Annotated in this window: 18 protein-coding genes; 4 read left to right on the plus strand and 14 right to left on the minus strand. The window is 62.5% G+C overall.

Going from position 1 to position 22067, the window contains the following annotated elements; translation table 11 throughout:
- Positions 1 to 219: 219 nt before the first annotated feature.
- The gene (locus tag EGM97_RS12260) at positions 220 to 1569 is read left to right on the plus strand and encodes a spinster family MFS transporter (protein ID WP_238960940.1); all 1350 of its coding nucleotides are present in this window, start codon (positions 220 to 222) and stop codon (positions 1567 to 1569) included.
- A gap of 193 nt (positions 1570 to 1762) precedes the next feature.
- Here EGM97_RS12260 and EGM97_RS12265 read toward each other — a convergent pair whose 3' ends face one another.
- Entirely contained in the window at positions 1763 to 3280 is a 1518-nt protein-coding gene (locus EGM97_RS12265) for an MDR family MFS transporter (RefSeq protein ID WP_238960939.1), read from the minus strand.
- 57 nt (positions 3281 to 3337) lie between these two features.
- On the minus strand, positions 3338 to 4528 hold the full coding sequence (gene pobA, locus EGM97_RS12270) for a 4-hydroxybenzoate 3-monooxygenase (protein ID WP_238960938.1): 1191 nt from the start codon (positions 4526 to 4528) through the stop codon (positions 3338 to 3340).
- Between the two features lie 161 nt (positions 4529 to 4689).
- On the opposite strand from pobA, the gene EGM97_RS12275 reads away from it, so the two are divergent.
- Positions 4690 to 5583 carry a helix-turn-helix domain-containing protein gene (locus EGM97_RS12275; RefSeq protein ID WP_238960937.1) on the plus strand — a complete coding sequence of 298 codons (894 nt, stop codon included), beginning with the start codon at positions 4690 to 4692 and terminating at the stop codon, positions 5581 to 5583.
- Between the two features lie 7 nt (positions 5584 to 5590).
- Here the strand turns inward: EGM97_RS12275 and EGM97_RS12280 are convergent, their stop codons facing one another.
- The 12 genes from EGM97_RS12280 to gap all read right to left on the minus strand — a co-directional run bounded on the left by EGM97_RS12280 (position 5591) and on the right by gap (position 19063).
- Positions 5591 to 5767 (minus strand): hypothetical protein, encoded by a 177-nt coding sequence (locus tag EGM97_RS12280; RefSeq protein ID WP_172679631.1) that lies wholly within the window; start codon positions 5765 to 5767, stop codon positions 5591 to 5593.
- 234 nt (positions 5768 to 6001) lie between these two features.
- Positions 6002 to 6361, minus strand: coding sequence for a DUF5064 family protein (locus EGM97_RS12285; RefSeq protein WP_238960936.1), 360 nt, complete (start codon positions 6359 to 6361; stop codon positions 6002 to 6004).
- Positions 6362 to 6424: 63 nt separating this feature from the next.
- Positions 6425 to 7354: a carbamate kinase gene (gene arcC / locus EGM97_RS12290; RefSeq protein WP_238960935.1), complete on the minus strand. Its 930-nt coding sequence runs from the start codon at positions 7352 to 7354 to the stop codon at positions 6425 to 6427.
- A 148-nt stretch (positions 7355 to 7502) separates the two neighbouring features.
- Complete coding sequence (locus tag EGM97_RS12295) at positions 7503 to 8513, minus strand: ornithine carbamoyltransferase (RefSeq protein WP_238960934.1); 1011 nt, start codon at positions 8511 to 8513, stop codon at positions 7503 to 7505.
- A 68-nt stretch (positions 8514 to 8581) separates the two neighbouring features.
- Positions 8582 to 9838, minus strand: coding sequence for an arginine deiminase (arcA, locus tag EGM97_RS12300; protein ID WP_238960933.1), 1257 nt, complete (start codon positions 9836 to 9838; stop codon positions 8582 to 8584).
- Positions 9839 to 9870: 32 nt separating this feature from the next.
- The gene (gene arcD / locus EGM97_RS12305) at positions 9871 to 11298 is read right to left on the minus strand and encodes an arginine-ornithine antiporter (protein WP_238960932.1); all 1428 of its coding nucleotides are present in this window, start codon (positions 11296 to 11298) and stop codon (positions 9871 to 9873) included.
- An 85-nt stretch (positions 11299 to 11383) separates the two neighbouring features.
- A complete protein-coding gene (locus EGM97_RS12310; protein WP_238960931.1) occupies positions 11384 to 12730 on the minus strand; it encodes a CoA transferase in 1347 nt (448 codons plus the stop codon).
- A 204-nt stretch (positions 12731 to 12934) separates the two neighbouring features.
- A complete protein-coding gene (locus EGM97_RS12315; RefSeq protein WP_238960930.1) occupies positions 12935 to 13513 on the minus strand; it encodes a biliverdin-producing heme oxygenase in 579 nt (192 codons plus the stop codon).
- Positions 13514 to 13603: 90 nt separating this feature from the next.
- Positions 13604 to 16198: a TonB-dependent receptor gene (locus EGM97_RS12320; RefSeq protein WP_238960929.1), complete on the minus strand. Its 2595-nt coding sequence runs from the start codon at positions 16196 to 16198 to the stop codon at positions 13604 to 13606.
- Positions 16199 to 16317: 119 nt separating this feature from the next.
- Positions 16318 to 17280 carry a FecR family protein gene (locus EGM97_RS12325; RefSeq protein WP_238960928.1) on the minus strand — a complete coding sequence of 321 codons (963 nt, stop codon included), beginning with the start codon at positions 17278 to 17280 and terminating at the stop codon, positions 16318 to 16320.
- Positions 17281 to 17342: 62 nt separating this feature from the next.
- The gene (locus EGM97_RS12330; protein ID WP_238960927.1) at positions 17343 to 17861 is read right to left on the minus strand and encodes an RNA polymerase sigma factor; all 519 of its coding nucleotides are present in this window, start codon (positions 17859 to 17861) and stop codon (positions 17343 to 17345) included.
- Between the two features lie 200 nt (positions 17862 to 18061).
- Entirely contained in the window at positions 18062 to 19063 is a 1002-nt protein-coding gene (gene gap, locus EGM97_RS12335; protein WP_053153130.1) for a type I glyceraldehyde-3-phosphate dehydrogenase, read from the minus strand.
- 219 nt (positions 19064 to 19282) lie between these two features.
- Here gap and edd point away from each other — a divergent pair, with 219 nt between their 5' ends.
- Positions 19283 to 21109: a phosphogluconate dehydratase gene (edd, locus tag EGM97_RS12340; RefSeq protein WP_053153133.1), complete on the plus strand. Its 1827-nt coding sequence runs from the start codon at positions 19283 to 19285 to the stop codon at positions 21107 to 21109.
- The gene (locus tag EGM97_RS12345; RefSeq protein ID WP_238960926.1) at positions 21106 to 22065 is read left to right on the plus strand and encodes a glucokinase; all 960 of its coding nucleotides are present in this window, start codon (positions 21106 to 21108) and stop codon (positions 22063 to 22065) included. The genes edd and EGM97_RS12345 overlap by 4 nt, the downstream gene beginning before the upstream one ends.
- Positions 22066 to 22067 lie beyond the last annotated feature (2 nt).

A 22067-nucleotide genomic window follows, 5' to 3' on the forward strand; every position in this document is an offset into this window, starting at 1 on the left:
CATGTTGAATCGGCCACCGAGGGACGTTCTTTAATCGGGAGACGGCAAAATGATAGCAATTGTTACAGTCAGTTGATCGGCATCAACAAACACGCCGTGCGCCATGGCCGGATATCAGCGGGGCGAATGATTGGAGACAGTCCGCGCTGCGCTATCTAGATTGCAGATTCAGGGCCCGGATGCCTCGCCGTTGCCCCATAACAATAAAGAGACGGACCCATGCAGAACTCGACCCAAGCGGCGAATGCCTGGCGCATTCTGTTCCTGTTGTTCCTGGCCAACCTGTTCAATTTCTTCGACCGCACCATCCCGGCCATCATCATCGAGCCGATTCGCATGGAGTGGAGCCTCAGCGACTTCCAGATCGGCATCATCGGCACAGCTTTCACCATCGTCTACGCCATCGCTGGTCTGCCGCTGGGGCGCATGGCCGATACCGGTTCACGCAGCCGGTTGATGGGTTGGGGGCTGGCGACCTGGAGCGGGCTGACGGCGGTCAATGGCCTGGTGGGCAGCTTCTGGGCATTCCTGGTGGTGCGCATGGGGGTGGGGATTGGTGAGGCCAGCTATGCACCAGCAGCCAACTCATTAATCGGCGACTTGTTCCCGGCCCACCGTCGGGCGCGGGCCATGGGCATCTTCATGCTGGGGTTGCCGATCGGGCTGCTGCTGGCCTTCTTCACCATCGGGGCGATGGTCAAGGCCTTCGACAGTTGGCGGGCCCCGTTCTTTATCGCCGCGGTGCCGGGGTTGGTGGTGGCGGTGTTCATGTTTTTCATCAAGGAGCCCAAGCGCGGCGCGGCGGAAACCGTGCAGGTGTCCCAGGAAAAAATCGACCGGCCGATTCGCCGGGTACTGGCGATTCCTACGTTCTTGTGGCTGGTGCTGGCGGGGTTGTGCTTCAACTTTGCTACCTATGCCTGCAACTCCTTCCTGGTGCCGATGCTGCAGCGCTATTTCCTGATGCCATTGCATGAGGCCGCCGTTGCCACGGGGATCATGGTCGGCGTGACCGGGCTGTTCGGATTGACCCTGGGGGGGTGGATCGCCGACAAGATTCATCAACGGGTGCCCAACGGGCGCCTGTTGTTCGCGGCGTTCAGTCTGGTGGTCTCCACGCTCACCACGGCGTGGGCGCTGCACGCCGGACGCATTGAGATCGGCGTGTTCGTCGCGGTGTTCAGCGTCGGTTGGCTGTTTGCGTACACCTTCTATACCTGTGTTTACACCGCGATCCAGGACGTGGTGGAACCGCGCTTGCGGGCGACAGCGATGGCGCTGTTCTTCGCCGGCTTGTACCTGCTCGGCGGTGGCCTGGGGCCGGTGGTGGTCGGTGGCTTGTCGGATTATTTCGCCCGCACCGCCATGGCCGCGGCCGGCGTTGACCAGATGACCGAGGCCTTCAAGGCCATCGGCTTGCATGATGCGATGTACCTGATCCCGGTGGCGTTGTTCATGACCATGCTGTTCCTGTTCCTGGCGTCGCGTTGTTTCGCCCGTGATGCCAAGCGCATGAAAGAGGGGATGAGTGGGGTGGTCGACCCGGTGGGCACAGCGGCGACAGCATAAAGCCGCACACAAGAAGTAGGCCCTGCACCCCCCCCTGTGGCGAGGGGATTTATCCCCGCTGGGCTGCGAAGCAGCCCTAAAACCAATGTCGCGGTGTGTCAGGTGGATTGCATGCTTTTTTTGGGGGCTGCTGCGCAGCCCAGCGGGGATAAATCCCCTCGCCACAGGTTCGGTGCAAACCGCGGATTTGTATTTATCGCTCTTTCTCATCCCGCCCACGTAGCAATTGATTGGGCATCGCCACCGCGGCCGCCAGTCCCAGCAGCGATACCGCCGCGCTGATCAGCAGCAGGTGCCGGAACGTGCTCTGCAACTCCTGGCGCAAGGTGTTTTGCGCCTCGCCCGGAGCGGCGTTCAGGCCGTCCAACAGGGCGTTGCCCGAGTGCCCTTCGCTCAGCAGCGCCGAACCGCTGAGCTGGGCAAAGCTGGAGTCCTGTAGCAACGCCAGCAGTAACGCCGACATCAGCGCCACGCCCACCGCGCCGCCCAGGGAGCGGAACAGGTTGGTGGTGCTGGTGGCGACGCCGATGTCTTGTTGTTGCACTGAATTCTGCGAGCCCACCAGCGAGGTGGGGAACTGCATGCCGGATGCGATGCCGCCGAGCAGCATGAACAGGCTGCTGAGCCAGAACGCACCGGGTGGTGTGAAGGCCATGCCGAGAATGGCGAAAGGAAAGAGCAGGGCGCCGCTGAGGATCATCGGTTTGTAACGGCCCGTGACCGATGTGCGCCGCCCCGCGAAATACGCGCCCATGGGCAGCCCCATCGCCAGCGGCAACAGGTGCAACGCTGCGCTGTCGGCGCCGGCACCGGTCACGCTCTGAAAGCGCAACGGCACCAGCACGGTCAGGGAAATCGCCTGGAAACTGGTGAAGAAAACGGTGCACCAGCACAGCACCGCGCTGCGGTTGACGAACAAGTGCATTGGCAGCAGGGGCTCCTTTGCCCGGCGCTCATGCCAGACGAAGACTGCCAGTGCCACCACCGCACAACCCAGCAACGCCAGCACGTCCTGGCTATGCCAGGCGTATCCCTGGCCGATTTGAGTTATCCCCAGCAGCAACGCGGTCAGGCCGATGATCAGGAGCACGGTACCCAGGTAGTCGATGATCGGCGTGCGCTGTGGCACCGTCAGCCCGACCAGGGTGCGCCGGGCCACCAGCCAGGCACCCAGGCCCAGCGGCAGGTTGATCCAGAACACCCAGCGCCACGACAGGTACTCGGTCATGTAGCCGCCCAGCACCGGCCCGGCGACGCTGGCGACCGCGTACATACTGCTGAAATAGCCCTGATAGCGACCCCGCTCGCGGGGCGGCACGATGTCGCCGATGATTGCCTGGCTGACGGAAATCATGCCGCCGGCGCCGATGCCCTGGACGATCCGCGCCAGTACCAGTTGCTCCATGCTCTGCGCCAGCCCGCAGAAGAGCGAGGCCAGGGTGAACAGGCCCATGCCGAACAGCATCAGCGGGCGCCGTCCATAGAGGTCACCAAGCTTGCCGTAGATCGGTACCGCCACGGTCATGGCGACCATGTAGCCGGAGATCACCCAGGCCAGCAGGCTGAGGTCCTTGAACTGGGCGGAAATGGCCGGCATCGAGACGGCGACGATGGTCTGGTCCAGGGCACCCAGGAAAATCGCCAGCATCAGTGCGATCAGGACGCTGCGAATGGCGGGCTGTTGGGCTTGGGCGGTGTTGAGCTGATTCAAGGTAAACCTGCGGGCATCACGCCGGGGACGGAGCCCGCAGTGTAGATCGATAGGCGGCTATTCGATAGCCTCGTAAGGAAGCCCGACGTAGTTTTCCGCGATGGTTTTTCGCCCGGCTTCGGAGTCGACGAAGTATTCCAGCTCCGCTTCGCTGATACGCTGGCCGAAGGCGTCGTCGTCGAAACGATGGAGCATCGAGGTCATCCACCAGGAAAAACGCTCGGCTTTCCAGACCCGGCGCAGGCAGATAGGCGAATACTGCCGCAGCAGGTCCACGCGCCCCTCGCGATAGACCTTGAGCAGGATGTCGAACAGCGTGCTGACATCGCTGGCCGCCAGGTTCAGCCCCTTGGCGCCCGTGGGCGGGACGATGTGAGCGGCGTCGCCCACCAGGAACAGGCGCCCGTGTTGCATGGGTTCGACCACGAAGCTGCGCAGTGGCGCGATGCTTTTTTCGATGGAGGGGCCGGTCACCAGCGCTTCGGCCAGGTCGCTGGGCAGGCGGCGCTTGAGTTCGGCCCAGAAACGGTCGTCCGGCCAGTCCGCTGTCTGTTCCTCGGCGGGCACTTGCAAGTAGTAGCGGGTGCGGGTCCTGGAGCGCATGCTGCACAGGGCAAAACCGCGTTCGTGGCGGGCGTAGACCAGCTCCTCATGGACCGGTGGCGTGTCGGCCAGGATACCGAGCCAGCCGAACGGGTAGACCCGCTCGAAGACCTTGAGGTCTTCTGCCGGGATCGACTGCCGGGTAACGCCGTGAAAACCGTCGCAACCGGCGATGTAGTCACACTCCAGGCGCCAGGTTTGCTCTTGATGCTCGAAGGTAACGAAGGGGTGGTCGGTCTGGATGTCGTGGGGCTGGGCCTTGTCGACCTGATACAGCGTGCGGCCGCCAGCCGCTTCGCGCGCGGCCATCAGGTCGCGGGTCACCTCGGTCTGGCCGTAGACCATCACGTGTTTGCCGCCGGTCAGGCCCTTGAGGTCGATGTGCACCCGACGACCGTTGAGTGCCAGTTCAAAACCGTCATGGGGCAGGCCCTCGACGTCCATGCGGTGGCCGACGCCGGCCTTGCGCAGGAGTTCGGCCATGCCTTGCTCCAGCACCCCGGCACGGATGCGGCTCAGGACGTAATCCGGGGCCTGGCGTTCGAGGATCAACGTGTCGATTCCGGCATTGTGCAATAGCTGGCCAAGCAGCAGCCCAGAGGGGCCGGCGCCGATAATGGCGACTTGGGTCTTGAGGGTTCTCATTGTTGTTATGACTCTCACGAAGCACGCGACCAGGTCGGTGATGATTGGTCCGTGCATTTTTTGCTTGCAGACCTGTCGATTGAAGGGGAAAACTGAGCCGATTCCTGTACTTTCTGCCAATCGGTGCGATTATCGCCCGCAACCCGAGGCCGATCCTCGTTATGAAGAAAACCGACCTGCCTTCGATCCCGGTGTTCAAACTCTACGGTGAAAGCCAGGATTGGCCGACGCCGGATCTTCTGCATTGCGAAACCATTTCCAAGCGCAGCCGCGAGCACCAGTGGGAAATCAAACCGCACAGGCATGCCGATCTCTGCCAATTGCTGTTTGTGTACCAGGGACAAGCGGAGCTGGAAATCGAGGGTCAACGCACGCTGCTCAGCCCGCCCACCGTGCAGATCCTGCCGCCACTGTCGGTGCACGGTTTTCGTTTTTCCGAGGATGTGGAGGGTTACGTGGTGACCCTGGCGGCGCCGCTGGTGACGCACTTGCAGGCGCAGCTGGGGCATTCGGTCAATATCCTGGCCCAGGCCGACAGCTACCCGGCCGGGGAAAACGCCGAATACCTCAACAGCCTGTTCAGTGCCTTGCAGGACGAGTACTTGGGGCATCAACCGGCCCGGGAAATGCTCATGCACGCGCTGGTCAGCGTGATCATGGTCTGGGTCAGCCGCCAGGTGATGCAGCGGCGCACCAAGGCCCAGCGTCCACAGCGCGCCCGGGAATACCTCAACGGCTTCATCCAGTTGGTGGAGGAAACCTATCGCCAGCACGTCAAGGTCGAGGACCTGGCTCATCGCCTGGGCATTTCGGTGTCGCACCTCAATGGCACCTGCCGCGAGCTGGCGGGGCAACCGGCGTTGCAGATCATGCATGAGCGCCAATTGCTGGAAGCCAAGCGGCTGTTGACCTATACCGGGCTGACCATCTACGAGATTTCAGAGATGCTCGGGTTCTCCGACCCGACCAACTTCACCCGCCTGTTCCGCCGGCGGGTCGGTATTTCACCCAAGGCCTTCCGCGACCGGCTCAAGACCGATCAGCAGGACGACTGAACCCGCTTCAGCGCAGGGCGTTCAGGGTCGCGTTGTGGGGGATACAGCGTTCCAGGTTGCAGCTGGCGTATTCGCGGGGCTGTTGCCTGGCCTGTTCGACCCGGTAGGCCGCGGTGCCATAGAGCGCAAGCGTGGCAGCGCAGGTGATGAAAATGGCGAAGCGCCTTTTTGTTCTGATGTTCATGGCGGTGACCTCTGAACGAATACCCGGGGGTACTACGTTGAGCATAGGTCAGCGCGGGGGAGTTGCCACTCGAACAGCACGGGATGTAATCCGATATTCAGAACACTGATATCCCCCCTTGTGGGAGCGAGCCTGCTCGCGATAGCGGTGTGCCAGGCAACATCCCCGGTGACTGACACACCGCTATCGCGAGCAGGCTCGCTCCCACAGGGCTCGGCGTGACCTTCAAGTGGGCTACGCCAAATGTTCAGGCCGCACCGGATCCCCCGGTTTCACATCCAGTTGTTTGCGCACGTCTTCGAACATTTCATCGTAATACTTGTGCATCGAGCCGATGCTGGCGTGCTTGGGCAGGCCATATGTCTGGGCGATGCGCGTGGCGTGGCGGGCGAAGTCGAAGGCCAGGTCCTTGGCGAGGAAGAACGTCTCGTCCACGGTCTTGTCCTCGACCGTGCCGTGCAAGCGGAACGACATGCCTTCGCCCTCCTTGGGATCCTGCGCCACTTCATAATCGATGCACAGGTTGTAGCTGAAATCGTCCTTGTTCAGCGCATGGCGTTCCATGTGCAGGTGACCGGGTTGGAACATGGCCATAAACGTCTCTCCTTTGAAAGCCTGGAGAAGGGCAGACCCTGGATCTGCCCCGCAAGTTTCCTGTTATCGATAAGCGATGCCGGGTGTCGCCGTGCTGATACGGGTGCCGGCGGAGCCCTGGACGATGGCGTCGATGTCCGAGAGTGAACCGATCACCGCGACCTTGCCAGTGTTGCGTGCAAACTCGCAGGCAGCCTGCACCTTCGGTCCCATGGAGCCGGCGGCGAAACCGAGCTTGTCCATTTCGTCGGGATGGGCCCGGACGATGGCTTTCTGGGTTGGCTTGCCGAAGTCGACGAACGCGGCGTTGACGTCCGTGGCAATCACCAGCAGATCGCTTTCCAGCTGTTCGGCCAGCAGTGCCGAACAGAGGTCTTTGTCGATCACCGCTTCGACTCCTTGCAGCTTGCCGTTGGCGTCGTACATTGTCGGGATGCCACCGCCGCCGGCACAGATCACGATGCTGCCCTTTTCCAGCAGCCACTTGATCGGACGGATTTCAAAGATGCGCTTGGGGCGCGGGCTGGCAACCACCCGCCGGAACTTGTCACCGTCCGGAGCGATGGCCCAGCCTTTTTCGGCGGCCAGTTTCTGTGCCTGTTCCTGGCTGTAGACCGGGCCGATGGGTTTGGTCGGGTTCTGGAAGGCCGGGTCACTGGCGTCCACTTCCACCTGGGTCAGCAGGGTCGCGAACGGAACTTCGAAGTCCAGCAGGTTGCCCAGTTCCTGCTCGATGATGTAGCCGATCATGCCTTCGGTTTCGGCCCCCAGCACGTCCAGCGGATAAGGCGTCACCGAGGTGTAGGCCGCCGCCTGCAACGACAAAAGGCCGACCTGCGGGCCGTTGCCATGGGCGATGACCAGCTGGTTGCCGGGGTGGATCTTGGCGATCTGTTCGGTGGCGGTGCGGATATTGCTGCGTTGATTGTCTGCGGTCATGGGCTCACCCCGACGCAGGAGGGCGTTTCCGCCCAGGGCAACGACGATGCGCATGGTGTGGTCCTTCTACAAAGAGGTCAGAAACGACTCGATTTCCTGTGGGAGCGAGCCTGCTCGCGATGGCGGTGTGTCAGTCACCGGGAACGTCGCCTGACATGCCGCATCGCGAGCAGGTTCGCTCCCACAATGGACGGTGGTGGGTTCAGAGATCCGCCAACGTCGACACCAGGATCGCCTTGATGGTGTGCATGCGGTTTTCCGCTTGCTCGAAGGCGATGCAGGCCGGTGATTCGAACACGTCGTCGGTGACCTCTATGCCGTTGGCCAGGTGTGGGTACTGCTCGGCGATCTGCTTGCCGATTTTGGTATCACTGTTATGGAACGCTGGCAGGCAGTGCATGAACTTCGTGCGTGGGTTGCCGGTGGCTTTCATCAGTTGGGCGTTGACCTGGTAGGGCAGCAATTGCTCGATCCGTTCGGCCCAGGCTTCGACCGGCTCACCCATGGACACCCAGACGTCAGTGTGGATGAAGTCCACGCCCTTGACCGCCGCTTTCGGGTCTTCGGTCAGGGTGATGCGCGCGCCGCTTTCCTCGGCGTACTGATGGCAGCGTTGCACCAGGTCGTCATGGGGCCACAGGGCTTTCGGCGCGCAGATACGCACGTCCATGCCCAGTTTGGCGCCGATCAGCAGCAGCGAGTTGCCCATGTTGTTCCGTGCATCGCCCAGGTACGCATAGCTGATTTCGTGGATTGGCTTATCGGCATGCTCGCGCATGGTCAGCACGTCGGCGATCATTTGCGTCGGGTGATATTCATCGGTCAGGCCGTTGAACACCGGCACGCCGGCGAACTTCGCCAGTTCTTCGACGATTTCTTGCTTGAAGCCCCGGTATTCGATGGCGTCGTACATGCGCCCCAGCACGCGGGCGGTGTCCTTCATGCTCTCCTTGTGGCCGATCTGCGAGGAGTTGGGGTCGATGTAAGTGACGTTCGCGCCCTGGTCATAGGCGGCCACTTCGAAAGCGCAGCGGGTACGGGTCGAGGTTTTCTCGAAGATCAGCGCAATGTTGTTGCCCTTGAGGTGCTGCTGTTCGGTGCCGGTGTACTTGGCCCGCTTGAGGTCGCGGGACAGGTCCAGCAAGTAGCGCAGTTCGCGTGGGGTGTGGTGTTCGAGGCTGAGCAGGTTACGGTTGTGGATGTTGAACGCCATGATGGATCTCCTTGGGTTTCGGTAATCCCCTGGGCGGTGTTCGGTCAACACCGGCCCAGGCTCAAAAGTCAGTAGTCGATCGGGTCGCGAATGATCGGGCAGGTCATGCAATGGCCGCCGCCGCGGCCCCGTCCCAGCTCGCTGGCGCTGATGGTGATGACTTCCACCCCGGCCTTGCGCAGCAAGGTGTTGGTGTAGGTGTTGCGGTCGTAGCCGATCACCACTCCCGGTTCCAGGGCCACCACATTGTTGCCGTCGTCCCATTGTTCGCGTTCGGCGGCGAAGCTGTTGCCGCCGGTTTCCACCACGCGCAATGCGGGCAACTTGAGGGCTGCCGCCACAGTGTCGAGGAAGCTGCCTTCCTCACGGCGCACGTCGATGCCGCCGGGCTTGCTCTCATCGGGGCGCAGGGAGAAGGCGACGATCTGGCTGACCACTTCCGGGAAAATCGTCACCAGGTCGCGGTCGCAAAAGCTGAACACGGTGTCCAGGTGCATGGCCGCGCGAGACTTCGGCAAACCGGCGACAATCACCCGCTCCACGGCCTTGTGCTGGAACAGGTTCAGCGCCAGTTGGCCGATGGCCTGGCGCGATGAGCGCTCACCCATGCCGATCAGCACCACGCCGTTGCCGATGGGCATCACGTCGCCGCCCTCCAGGGTGGCGCTGCCGTGGTCCAGGTCCGGGTTGCCGTACCAGATCTGGAAGTCGGCGTCGGTGAACTCGGGGTGGAACTTGTAGATGGCAGTTGCCAGCAGGGTTTCCTGGCGACGCGCCGGCCAGTACATCGGGTTGAGCGTCACACCGCCATAGATCCAGCACGTGGTGTCGCGGGTGAACTGGGTGTTGGGCAGCGGCGGCAGGATGAAGCTGGAGTGGCCAAGGAAGTCGCGGAACATCTGCAGGGTCTTGCCGCCGAAACTGTCCGGCAGGTCATCGGCCGAAACACCGCCGATCAGGTATTCGGCGATGTGGCGCGGCTCCAGGCTACGGAGCCACGCATCGACTTCGTGGACCAGGCCCAGGCCTACCGAGTTTGGCGTGATCTTGCGTTGCAGGATCCAGTCCAGTGCGTCCGGGATGGCGACGATGTCGGTCAGCAGGTTGTGCATTTCCAGAACGTCGATGTCACGCTCACGCATCTTGGTAACGAAGTCGAAATGGTCGCGCTTGGCCTGGTTGACCCAGATCACATCGTCGAACAGCAGTTCGTCACAGTTGTTCGGCGTCAAGCGCTGATGGGCCAGGCCTGGGGAGCACACCATGACTTTGCGCAGCTTGCCGGCTTCGGAATGAACGCCGTACTTCACTTTTTCCGTGGTCATTACATTTTCCTCCAAATAATGCAGGCAGCCAGTTACAGGGTCAGGAAACCGTCATACAGCCCGTAGGCAGCGATCAGGGCACCGGCGACTACTGCGGCGAAAATCAGCTTTTCCATCGAGGTGAAGACCGGTTTGCCCACTTCGTGCCGGGCCTTGGCGAACAGGATTACGCCAGGGGCATAGAGCAGGGCTGACAGCAACAGGTACTTGAGTCCGCCGGCGTACAGCAGCCACACGGCATAGAGCAGGGCGATGGCACCGATAAGCAGGTCTTTGCGGCGCTCGGCCGGGGTGTTTTCGTAGGTTTCGCCACGCACCGCCAGCAACAACGCATACGCGGCCGACCACAGGTAGGGCACCAGGATCATCGAAGTGGCGAGATAGATCAGCGACAAGTAGGTGCTGGCCGAGAACAGGGTGATGATCAGGAACAGCTGGACCATCGCGTTGGTCAGCCACAGGGCGTTGGCCGGCACATGGTTGGCGTTCTCGCGCCGCAGGAAGGCGGGCATGGTGTGGTCCTTGGCCGCGGCGAACATGATCTCGGCGCATAGCAGCACCCAGGACAGCAGCGCGCCGAGCAGCGAGATGATCAGGCCGACGCTGATCAGCACCGCGCCCCAGTGGCCCACCACGTGCTCCAGCACGGCCGCCATGGACGGGTTCTGCAGCTTCGCCAGTTCCGGCTGAGTCATGATCCCCAGCGACAAGACGTTCACCAGCACCAGGAACAACAGCACGGTAATGAACCCGATCACCGTGGCCTTGCCCACGTCCGTGCGTTTCTCGGCGCGGGCGGAAAAAATACTCGCGCCTTCAATGCCGATGAACACCCAGACGGTGACCAGCATCATCTTGCGCACCTGGTTCATCACGCTGCCCAGGTCCGGGTTGTTCACGCCCCAGATATCGGCGGTGAAGATATCGAGACGGAACGCGAACAGCGCGATCAGTACGAACAGCAGCAACGGCACAACCTTGGCGACGGTGGTCACCAGGTTGATGAACGCCGCTTCCTTGATCCCTCGCAAGACCAGCCAGTGCACGGCCCACAGCAGCACCGACGCACCGATCACTGCTGCGACGGTATTGCCCTCGCCAAAGATCGGGAAGAAGTAGCCCAGGGTGCTGAACAGCAACACGAAGTAGCCGACGTTGCCCAGCCAGGCGCTGATCCAGTAGCCCCACGCCGATGAGAAACCCATGTAGTCGCCGAATCCGGCCTTGGCGTAGGCGTAGACACCGCCGTCCAGATCGGGCTTGCGATTGGCCAGGGTCTGGAACACGAACGCGAGGGTCAACATGCCCACTGCGGTGATTGCCCAGCCAATGAGAATGGCGCCGACATCGGCGCTGGCGGCCATGTTCTGCGGCAGGGAGAAGATCCCGCCGCCGATCATGGAGCCGACGACCAGCGCGACCAGGGCGCCGAGTCGGAGTTTTCCGGGGGTGTCAGACATGGCGAGACTCCAATGCTGCAGAAGAGAGTCACAGCCTAGGTTGATTCGCCGTCGGGTTAGCTGATCCAGATCAGGAGGGGGCAGATTACCAGTGGGCTCTATGGGCGCCGAGCTCGCTCGCCCCATAGGCCCACTGCAATGGCGAACCGGTTATCTTCAGGGGCACCTGCAACCGATGGGCCGGGCCCCAGGGCGTCTGTTCCACCAGCAGGCCCTGATCGTCGGGCGTCTCGGCAGGCAGCGTCGTGCTGATGCCGGGGCCGTGCTCGATCAACAGCTTCGCCGTCCGTGCCAGCGACAGGCGTGCCGACCCACCGTGGCCCTTCTCCAGGCGTCGGGACAACAGCACAATGGCGCTGGCCGCCATAAGGTAGCCGGTGCCATGGTCCAGGGCCTGTACTGGCAGCGGCGTCGGTTTGTCCGATGGTTTCCAGCCCATGCCGGCTTCGGCAATGCCGCTGCTCATCTGCACCAGGCTGTCGAAGCCACGACGGTGCTGCCACGGGCCACTCCAGCCGTAGGCATTGAGGCTGACATCGATCAGGCCCGGCGCCATCTGCCGGCGGGCTTCGGCGCTGTAGCCCAGACGTTCCAGGGCATCGGCACGGTAGCCGTGGAGGAGGATGTCGGCATCGCTCAGCAGCGCCTCGAACGTGGTTCGGTCGTCAGGTCGATGCAAGTCGAGGCGAGCACAGCGTTTGCCGAGGGTGACTTCCGGCACCACGCCGGGTTCGTTCCAGGTGGGCGGATCGATGCGCAGCACATCGGCCCCCAGGCCTGCGAGAAAACGACTGGCAATGGGACCGGCCAACACCCGTGTCAGGTCCAGCACCTTGAGGCCCGCCAGTGGTCGCGCCACGGAACCGAGCCAGAGTCCAGGTCGTGGGTCGACGGATTCAGCCAAATGCACCAGCGGCTCGGCGTTCACCGCCATGCCCTGGGGATGCGCCTGCCAGGCCGGCCACGAGCGCATTTCGGCGGCGCAGCCACCAGCGTCCACCACGGCCTGTTCCAGTTCGAGCTTGTTCCAGCCGGCCACTTTGCTCGCCATGTCGTCGCGATCACGGCAAGCGCCGAGGACTTTTTCCGCGGCAAGACGATGATGCGGTGCATTGGTGTGCAGGCGAATCCAGCCATCGGCGGTGGCATAGTCGCCGGCCACCGGGTCCCACATCGGCGGCACGCTCCAGCCAATGGGGCGCAGGGAAGTGGAGAACCAGAACGAGGCCAGGCGCCGGTCGACTTCAACCGGCGGCAGGCGGCCGGTTTGCTGTTGGATGAGTTCGGCTGTGGCCTGACCGGCAACGGCGATGCTGGCGCAGGCGAGTCCGGTGACGTCGAACGCGGAGGGCAGGGCGCCTTCGGCGGTGAAGGGAATCGGCGTTGTCGGCAACCCGAGTGCGGCTTGCATGGATGTAAGCAGGTCTGTCATCGAAGGCCCTCCGGAACGTGGGCTCGAGCATAGATCAAAATGCTTTGCGAGGGCGGGCGTGGTGTTTCAGGTACCGCGTTCCGCTGTGGGAGCGGGCCCGTTGGAGCAAAGCTTGCTCGCGATGCGGTGGACCAGCCCATCGACGTTGTCCCCTACATCGCTATCGCGAGCAGGCTCGCTCCCACAGTGGAATGCGTTGATCGTTCAGGCCAGTTCAGTTGCGTAGGCGTGCTCCAGCAACACGGTAAACCGGTTGAAGGCATCCAGCGCACCTTTGTCCGCCTCGGCTTCCTGCTGTTCGGTCAATGCCAGCCCGTCGAGAATCCGGGTGAAGGTTTTCCAGCCTTCGGCGCGACCGCCCGCCGGTTCGGCGAGGTGGCGGGCGCCGAAGGTTTCGCTCATGCCCAGGGCAACGGCGCGTTTGATCAGGAACGCAGCGCCAAGCTTGGAACCCTCGGACACGAACAACCAGCCCAGGGCCTCGGCCTGGGTCGGGTTCTTCACGGCGCCGGGCACTGCCGCCGGCACTTCAGTGTCCAGGTCCACCAGATCGGCCTTGGCCGCTTCGGCACGGCAGCGGGCCGGCAGGTCGGGAATCAGGGCAGACAGCTCCGGGTCGTTGTACAGAGCCACCAGTTCCGACTGGAACAGGTACTGGGCGACGACGAAGCGAGCGAAGCTGGCCGGCGTTTCGAACGGCGCGTGGGCCTTGACCAGGGCATCGAGCTTGCTGTGCGGTTCGTGGGTGATCTGGTTCAGGCGTTGGGAACGTTGGGTACTCATGAATATTCCTTTGATGAAAACAGGCATTCGGTTCCTTTGCAGGCGCAAGCTTTTACGCCTGCAAAGGATTTGTCTGGCGCAGTGACCGGGTCAGATGTCCCAGATCAGATTCACCGCGAAATTGCGCCCAGGCGCGGTCAGGCGATCGAGGTTGGCGGGGTTCAGCACCGATGCTTCGCCGACGCTGTCGTAGCCGCGTACGTCGTCCCACAGCCAATATTTCTTGTCGGTCAGGTTGTAGAGCCCGCCACTGAGCGTGACGTCGTGGGTCACCTTGTAGAACCCGGTCAGGTCGAGGATGCCGAAGCCCGGTGTCTTGAACTGGCTGTTGATGCCGTCGGGCGAATTGAAGTTGCTGTCGTCGACACGGTTTTTCTTCCTGACCAGGGTCCAGCTCAGCAAGGTGCCGTAGTCGTCCTGGTCATAACCCAGGCCGAACACGCCGGTCAGCGGGTTGACGCTGTTGATCGGCTGACCGGTGTCGTCGTTGCGCCCGTAGGCGTAGGCCACCGAACCCTGGGTATACAGGCCCTGGGGCGCACCGAATAGATCCAGGTCCAGGCGCCCTCTGACCTCGGCGCCCTTGATGGTGGCGTGCTTGATGTTGTTGCTCTGGAAGGTCACTTGGTTGGCCCCCGGGGTGACCGCATCTTCGTTGATGAAGTCGCGGTACTTGTTGTAGAAGACGGCCAGGTCGAACGAGCCGGCGTCGAAACGGCCCCGCAGGCCGGTCTCGTAGCTTTTGCTTTTTTCCGGCTCCAGGTCGGGATTGGGTTTCACGCTGTAGCCGGCACCGGGGTTGTCGAAGCGCCCGTACAGGGCCTTGGCGGTCGGGGTGCGGAACCCTTCGGCGTACTGGCCGTACCAGGTGTACTGATCGGTGAAGGCGTAGGTCAGGCCGAACTTGGGCGAGACGCGATGCCAGGTCTTGTTCGTGTCGCTCACTTCGCCGCCACTGGTGGGGTCCACGGTGTTGAGGAAGGCCTCGGTGAGGTGCGGCTTGAGTCGGGTGTAGTCGTAGCGCAGGCCCGGGGTGAAGGTCCATTTGTCCCAACGGACCTGGTCCTGGGCGAACAGGCTGTAGGTGTCGATGGTCGGGTCCGGGAAGTCGCTGGCTTTGGCCAGCACGTCACGGGCGCTGATGGCCCCGACAAAGGGGCAACCTGCGCCGACCGCCAGGCACACGCCGTTGCCGCTGCGCGAGCCGGTGACTTTCTGGTGCTTGATCGTGGTGCCGTAGGTCAGGGCATGGTCGGTGTCGGCGAGGCTGAAGGTTTTGTCCAACTGCGCGTCGAAGACCCACTGTTTCTCCTCGTAGAGCGTGTCTCGGGTGCGCAGTACCTGGCGGCTGAGCGGGAAGTAGAATTCGGTGGTGCTCTGGTCGGTCTTGGCGATCTGGTGATTCAGGCTCCACTTGATGTTATCGGCCAGCAGGCTGTCGAGGGCGAAGCGGTGTTCCAGGCCGAAACGTTCACGGGTGATGGTGTCGTTGCCGGTGCGCCACTGGTACATGCCGCCGGGCAGCATGGACACGGGAATGGTCGGTCGACCGTTGCTGTAGGGGCCGCCATAGGCGCTTTTCAGATCGCTGTCGCGGTCATCCTTGTACTTTTCGTACACCAGTCCCAGGCGCGAATCATCGTTGTAATTCCAGCCGAGCTTGGCCAGCACATTGTTGGCGCGTACGTCTTCCGGGTTGGCCGCTGTGCGGTCCAGGCCGGTGCCGTTATGGCTGCCGTAGGATTCGGTTTCATGACCGTCGCGCTGGCTGTAATGCAGCAGGCCATCGAAGGCACCGCTGCGGCCGGCGACGGTGGCGGACTTGAGCCAGCTCTCGTCGGCGGAGCTGTAGCCGGTTTTCAGCCGGGCGCCGACGTCGCTGCCTGGCTTGATGATATCGTCCGGATCCAGGGTGAAGTAACTGACGGCACCGCCGATGGCATTGCTGCCGTACAGCACCGAGGCTGGGCCGCGAAGGATTTCCACGCGCTTGACGATTTCCGGATCGACATAGTTGCGCTGGGTCTTGGCGTAGGGGCCGTTGAAGAAACTGTCGGGAATTTCCACGCCGTCGACCTGGGTCAGGATCCGGTTACCGTCGATGCCGCGGATGTTGTAGCCGCTGATACCGCCGCGCTGGCCGGCGCCCCCCACTGAAACACCGGGTTCGTAACGCACCAGGTCCTTGATGGTGTTGACGTTCTGGCGATCCAGCGCCTGGCGATCATGGACCGTGACGGTGCTGGGGACGCGGGTGATGGCTTGTTCCTGGCGGGTGGCGCTGATGGTCACCTGTTCCAGGTTCAGCACACTGCCGGTGTCGTTCTTTTCCAGGACAACGTTGTGGCTGCTCAGTTTGCGATAGCCGAGGTTGGTCCCCACCAACAGGCGTTCCAGGGCTTTTTCCGGCGACAGCGAACCGTTCACGCCGGGCGAGGCGACGCCTTCGGCCAGTTCGGCCGACAGACCCACCTGCCAACCCGTGACCGCGGTAAAGGCATTCAGGGCCGAAACCAGCGGTTGCTGGGCGATGGCGAAGGTGTAGTCGCCCATGTTGTGCGTAGACGATTGTACGGCGGTGGCGGCCAGGGCGGCCGGGACGCTGCCGGCCATCAGGATGGCGGCGGTCAGCAATGACAACGTGCGGGTAGGGGCGAGGAACCGGCAAGTAAGGCGAGAGGACATCGATAGCGCTCCGTGTCGCATCTGTTATAGGTGCAGATCGCATCCGCTGGATGCGAATCAATTGCATTGGCTATAACGAGACGAACGAGCGAGGCTTATCGAGTAAAAATAATTCTCATTCAGTTCAGGATGACCAGGGCTGGAAACTCCTGGACCCGCGCCGAGGTGATGTGGGCCAGCGAGCGAACCACGTCCAGCGGCTGGTCGAGGCGGTAATTGCCGGTCACCGTGATATGGGCCAACTGCTCGTTGCGATTGATGATCCAGCCGGGGTAGTAGCGCTGCAGTTCGGCCAAAACCTGCTCCAGCGGTCGATTTTCGAATACCAGCCGTCCCTGGACCCACGCCAGGTCGGTGCCGGCATCGAGCCTTGCCGGGCGATCGAAGCCGTTGGGGCCGATGCGGATGCTTTCTCCGGCCGAGAGTCGTACATGGGTGTCGTTGCGGTTGGCCCGCAATTCCACATCGCCGCGTTGCACCTGGACTTGGGTGACGCCGTCGAGATAGCGCATCGCGAATGCAGTGTCGCTGACACTGGCGATGACCGGGCCGGCTTCGATTTCCAGGGGCCGGTTGTGATTGCCCGGTACCTCGAAGAACGCTTCGCCCTTGTACAACCGGGCCATGTGCCGTTGTCCGTTGAACGTACTGGAGAAGGCCGAGTCGGTGTTGAGCAGGACTTTGGAGCCATCCTCCAACTGCAGGCGCTGGCGTTCGCCGACCACGGTGAGGTGATCGGCCTGGAAGCGCAAGGGCAGGTCGCTGAAATTGAACAGACCCAGGAACAGCACGGCCGCAGTCGCCAGCGGCTTCCAGTGGCTACGCAAACGTGATAGCGCGGTGACCTTGGGCCGGGCCTGCAACTGGCGCGCACTTTCCAGTACCTGCGGGCCGTCCCAGATGGTCTGTGCCCTGACAAACGCTTCGCCATGGCGCGGATCGGCCGCCAACCAGTCCTGGAATTGCCGGGTCTGCTCCTGGCTGGGGTTCTCCAGCAGGATCAGCCAGTCCAGCGCCTGCTCCATGGCATGGGCGGTGTCCAGGGATGTCGTCGGCTCAGGGGGGCGGTGAGGGTCTGTCACGATAAGGCCTCGTCGTGGGCGGCAAGTGGCGCAGTTTACCGCTTGGGGCTTGCGGCTTGCAGCTAGCAGCCGGTGTGGCGCTCGGCCACGCCGATACAGATCGCCATGATCAGCTTCAGTTCCTTTTGCACGGTGCTCAGTGACACCCCCAACCGTTCGGCGATGTCCTGGTAACCGTGACCCTGCAGGCGGCTGAGAATGAAGATTTGCTGCTGGCGCGGACTCAGCGCTTGCAGGCTGGCGTTGAGCCGTTCGAGCATCTGCCCGGCGTGAGCGGCATCTTCGGCGCTGCCCTGGGGAGCGACCACATTGTTCACGACTTCCACCGGCACATCTTCCAGCAGCGTCCGGGACTGGATGCGCCGGGCGCGCAAATGGTCCAGCGCCAGATTGCGTGCGGTCTGGAAGACGAAGGGTTCGAGATGATCGACCGTATGTTCGTTCAACGCACGGGTGACCCGCAGGTACGTTTCCTGAAGCAGGTCTTCGGCAGTGCTGGGGTTGTTGACCATTCGCTCCAGGGTGCGCAGTAGCGGCGTGCGCTGGGCGAGGAAGACATGATGAAAGCGCGATTGACTCACGGTAGGGCCCGATTCGGTTTACCTGAATGATAATGCTTCTCATCCAGGTAAATGGTCAAGCCTCGAATCAAGGGGCTCCTGAATCCTGTGGGAGCGGGCTTGCTCGCGAAAGCGATTTCACATTCAACATCCTTGTTGCCTGGCCCACCCTCTTCGCGAGCAAGCCCGCTCCCACAGAACGGCTCAGTCGTGTTCGTGGTTTACTCGGCGTTACACAACGCCAGGCAGTTATCCAGCATGCGGTTGGAGAAGCCCCACTCGTTGTCGTACCAGGCCAGTACTTTGAGCAGCTTGCCGCTGACCTTGGTGTGGTTGGCGTCGAAGATCGACGACAGCGGGTTGTGGTTGAAGTCGCTGGAAACCAGCGGCAGGGTGTTATAGCCAAGGATCTTGGAATGCTGGCTGGCCTGGCGCAGCAGGGCGTTGACTTCGTCGGCGGACGTATCGCGCTTGAGCTGCACGGTCAGGTCCACCAGGGACACGTTGATCACCGGTACGCGTACGGCCATGCCGGTCAGTTTGCCTGCCAGTTCCGGCAGCACCAGGCCCACCGCTTCGGCGGCGCCGGTCTTGCTAGGGATCATGTTCTGGGTAGCCGAACGGGCGCGGTACGGGTCGCTGTGGTAGACGTCGGTCAGGTTCTGGTCGTTGGTGTAGGCATGGATGGTGGTCATCAGGCCGCTTTCGATGCCCAACTCGCGGTGCAGCACCTGGGCCACCGGGGCCAGGCAGTTGGTGGTGCACGACGCGTTGGAAATGATCTGGTGGGACTGGCGCAGGATGTCGTGGTTCACCCCATACACCACGGTGGCGTCGGCACCCTTGGCCGGGGCCGAGATGATCACCTTGCGGGCGCCGGCGCTGATGTGCGCGGCGGCCTTGGCGCGGTCGGTGAACAGGCCGGTGCATTCGAACACCACGTCGATCTTTTCGGCGGCCCAGGGCAGTTCGGCCGGGTTGCGGATGGCGCTGACCGAAATGCGGTCGCCATTGACCGTCAGGCTTTCATGATCGTGCTGTACATCGGCATCGAATGTGCCGTGGACGGTGTCGTACTTGAGCAGATGAGCATTGATTGCACTGTCGCCCAGGTCGTTGATCGCGACGATCTGCAAGTCGCGGCGGTAGCCTTGGGTATACAGTGCACGGAGGACGTTGCGGCCGATGCGGCCAAAACCATTGATTGCGATTCGAAGAGTCATTAACTGCGCCGCCGTCGATTTGTTGTTGGAATTACAAGATTATTCGCATAAAAATAGAAAACAAGCCTTTTTGATGGCAATATTTTGTTTTATCTACAACGAGTGACCTGAATCAACTGGTCCGAAGTGGTCATCAACCGTCCGTCGGCCAATGCGTCGGGGGTTTTTGACCAGCATAGACAATCAGGTCGCCACACCCGTTAGCCTGGAGTTCTACACATGCATCCCCGCGTACTTGAGGTCACCGAACGGCTTATCGCCCGCAGCCGCGCCACGCGCGAGGCTTACCTTGCATTGATTCGCGGTGCAGCCAGCGACGGGCCGATGCGCGGCAAGTTGCAGTGCGCCAACTTCGCCCACGGTGTGGCCGGTTGCGGCAGTGAAGACAAGCACCACTTGCGGATGATGAACGCCGCCAACATCGCCATCGTGTCTTCCTACAACGACATGCTGTCGGCCCACCAGCCCTACGAAACCTTTCCGGAACAGATCAAGAAGGCCCTGCGCGAGATCGGCTCGGTCGGCCAGTTCGCGGGCGGTACGCCAGCCATGTGCGATGGCGTGACCCAGGGCGAAGCGGGGATGGAATTGAGTCTGCCGAGCCGCGAAGTGATTGCCCTGTCTACGGCGGTGGCGCTGTCCCACAACATGTTCGACGGTGCGCTGATGCTTGGCATCTGCGACAAGATCGTGCCGGGCCTGATGATGGGCGCGCTGCGCTTCGGCCACTTGCCGACGATCTTCGTGCCCGGCGGGCCGATGGTCTCGGGCATTTCCAACAAGGAAAAAGCCGACGTGCGCCAGCGCTACGCCGAAGGCAAGGCCACCCGCGAAGAGCTGCTGGAATCGGAGATGAAGTCCTACCACAGCCCCGGCACCTGCACCTTCTACGGCACCGCCAACACCAACCAGTTGCTGATGGAAGTGATGGGCCTGCATTTGCCGGGCGCTTCGTTCGTCAACCCGAACACCCCATTGCGCGATGCGCTGACCCGCGAAGCGGCGTTCCAGGTGACGCGCCTGACCAAGCAAAGCGGTAACTTCATGCCCATCGGCGAAATCGTCGACGAGCGGGCGCTGGTCAACTCCATCGTTGCGCTGCACGCCACCGGCGGTTCCACCAACCACACGCTACACATGCCGGCCATCGCTATGGCGGCAGGTATCCAGCTGACCTGGCAGGACATGGCCGACCTCTCCGAGGTGGTGCCGACCCTGAGCCACGTCTACCCGAACGGCAAGGCCGACATCAACCACTTCCAGGCGGCGGGCGGTATGTCGTTCCTGATCCGCGAACTGCTGGAAGCCGGTCTGCTCCATGAGGATGTCAACACCGTGCTCGGCCGCGGCCTGAGCCGCTATACCCAAGAGCCGTTCCTGGAGGATGGCAAGCTGGTGTGGCGAGATGGTCCGATTGAAAGCCTCGATGAAAATATCCTGCGTCCGGTGGCTCGGGCGTTCTCTCCCGAAGGTGGCCTGCGCGTAATGGAAGGCAACCTGGGGCGCGGCGTGATGAAAGTCTCGGCGGTGGCCCTGGAAAACCAGATCGTCGAAGCGCCGGCCATGGTGTTCCAGGATCAACAGGACCTGGCGGATGCGTTCAAGGCCGGACTGCTGGAAAAGGATTTTGTCGCGGTCATGCGCTTCCAGGGCCCGCGTTCCAATGGCATGCCGGAACTGCACAAGATGACGCCGTTCCTGGGTGTGCTGCAGGATCGCGGGTTCAAGGTGGCGCTGGTAACCGACGGGCGGATGTCCGGTGCATCGGGGAAAATCCCGGCGGCGATCCACGTCAGCCCTGAAGCCTATGTCGGTGGCGCGTTGGCTCGGGTGCAGGAGGGGGATATCATCCGCGTCGATGGCGTCAAAGGCACCCTGGAACTGAAGGTGGACGCCGAGGAATTCGCCGCACGCGAACCTGCCAAGGGCCTGTTGGGCAACAACATCGGTACCGGTCGCGAGCTGTTCGGTTTCATGCGCATGGCGTTCAGCTCGGCAGAGCAGGGCGCCAGCGCCTTCACTTCTGCCCTGGAGACGCTTAATTGAAACTGGCTTTGGTCGGTGACATCGGTGGGACCAACGCACGTTTCGCGTTGTGGAAGAACCATAACCTGAAAAACATCCAGGTGCTGGCAACGGCGGATTACGCCTGTCCCGAAGATGCCATCAAGGTGTACCTGAGCGGCATGGGCATGGGGCCGGGTTCCATTGGCTCGGTGTGCCTGTCGGTCGCCGGCCCCGTGGGCGGTGACACGTTTCGTTTCACCAACAACCACTGGCGCCTGAGCAATCTCGCGTTCTGCGAAACCTTGCAGGTGGAGAAGCTGTTGCTGGTCAACGACTTCTCGGCCATGGCCCTGGGCATGACTCGCCTGCGTCCCGATGAATACCGGGTCGTGTGCGAGGGTACACCGGAGCCGATGCGACCGGCCGTGGTGATCGGTCCGGGCACCGGGCTGGGCGTCGGCACGCTGCTGGATCTGGGCGAAGGTCGTTTCGCCGCGCTGCCGGGGGAGGGCGGTCACGTCGACCTGCCAATGAGCAGCCCGCGCGAGACCCAGCTCTGGCAACACATCTACGACGAGATCGGCCATGTCAGCGCCGAAACAGCCTTGAGCGGCAGCGGTTTACCCAGGGTCTATCGGGCGATCTGCGCGGTGGACGGCCATGAGCCGGTGCTCGATACTCCGGAATCCATCACCGCCGCCGGCCTGGCGGGCGATCCCATCGCCCTGGAAGTGCTCGAGCAGTTCTGTCGCTGGCTGGGCCGTGTGGCCGGCAACAACGTGCTGACGGTGGGCGGGCGAGGCGGTGTCTACATCGTCGGCGGCGTCGTGCCGCGGTTTGCCGATTTCTTCCTCGAAAGCGGTTTCGCCCGTTGCTTTGCCGACAAGGGCTGCATGAGCGATTACTTCAAGGGGATTCCGGTCTGGCTGGTGACGGCGCCGTATTCCGGCCTGATGGGGGCGGGGGTGGCGTTGGAGCAGTCGGCACAAGTTTAAGA

The sequence above is a fragment of the Pseudomonas sp. AF32 genome (assembly GCF_022342325.2).
Taxonomy (GTDB): domain Bacteria; phylum Pseudomonadota; class Gammaproteobacteria; order Pseudomonadales; family Pseudomonadaceae; genus Aquipseudomonas; species Aquipseudomonas uvaldensis.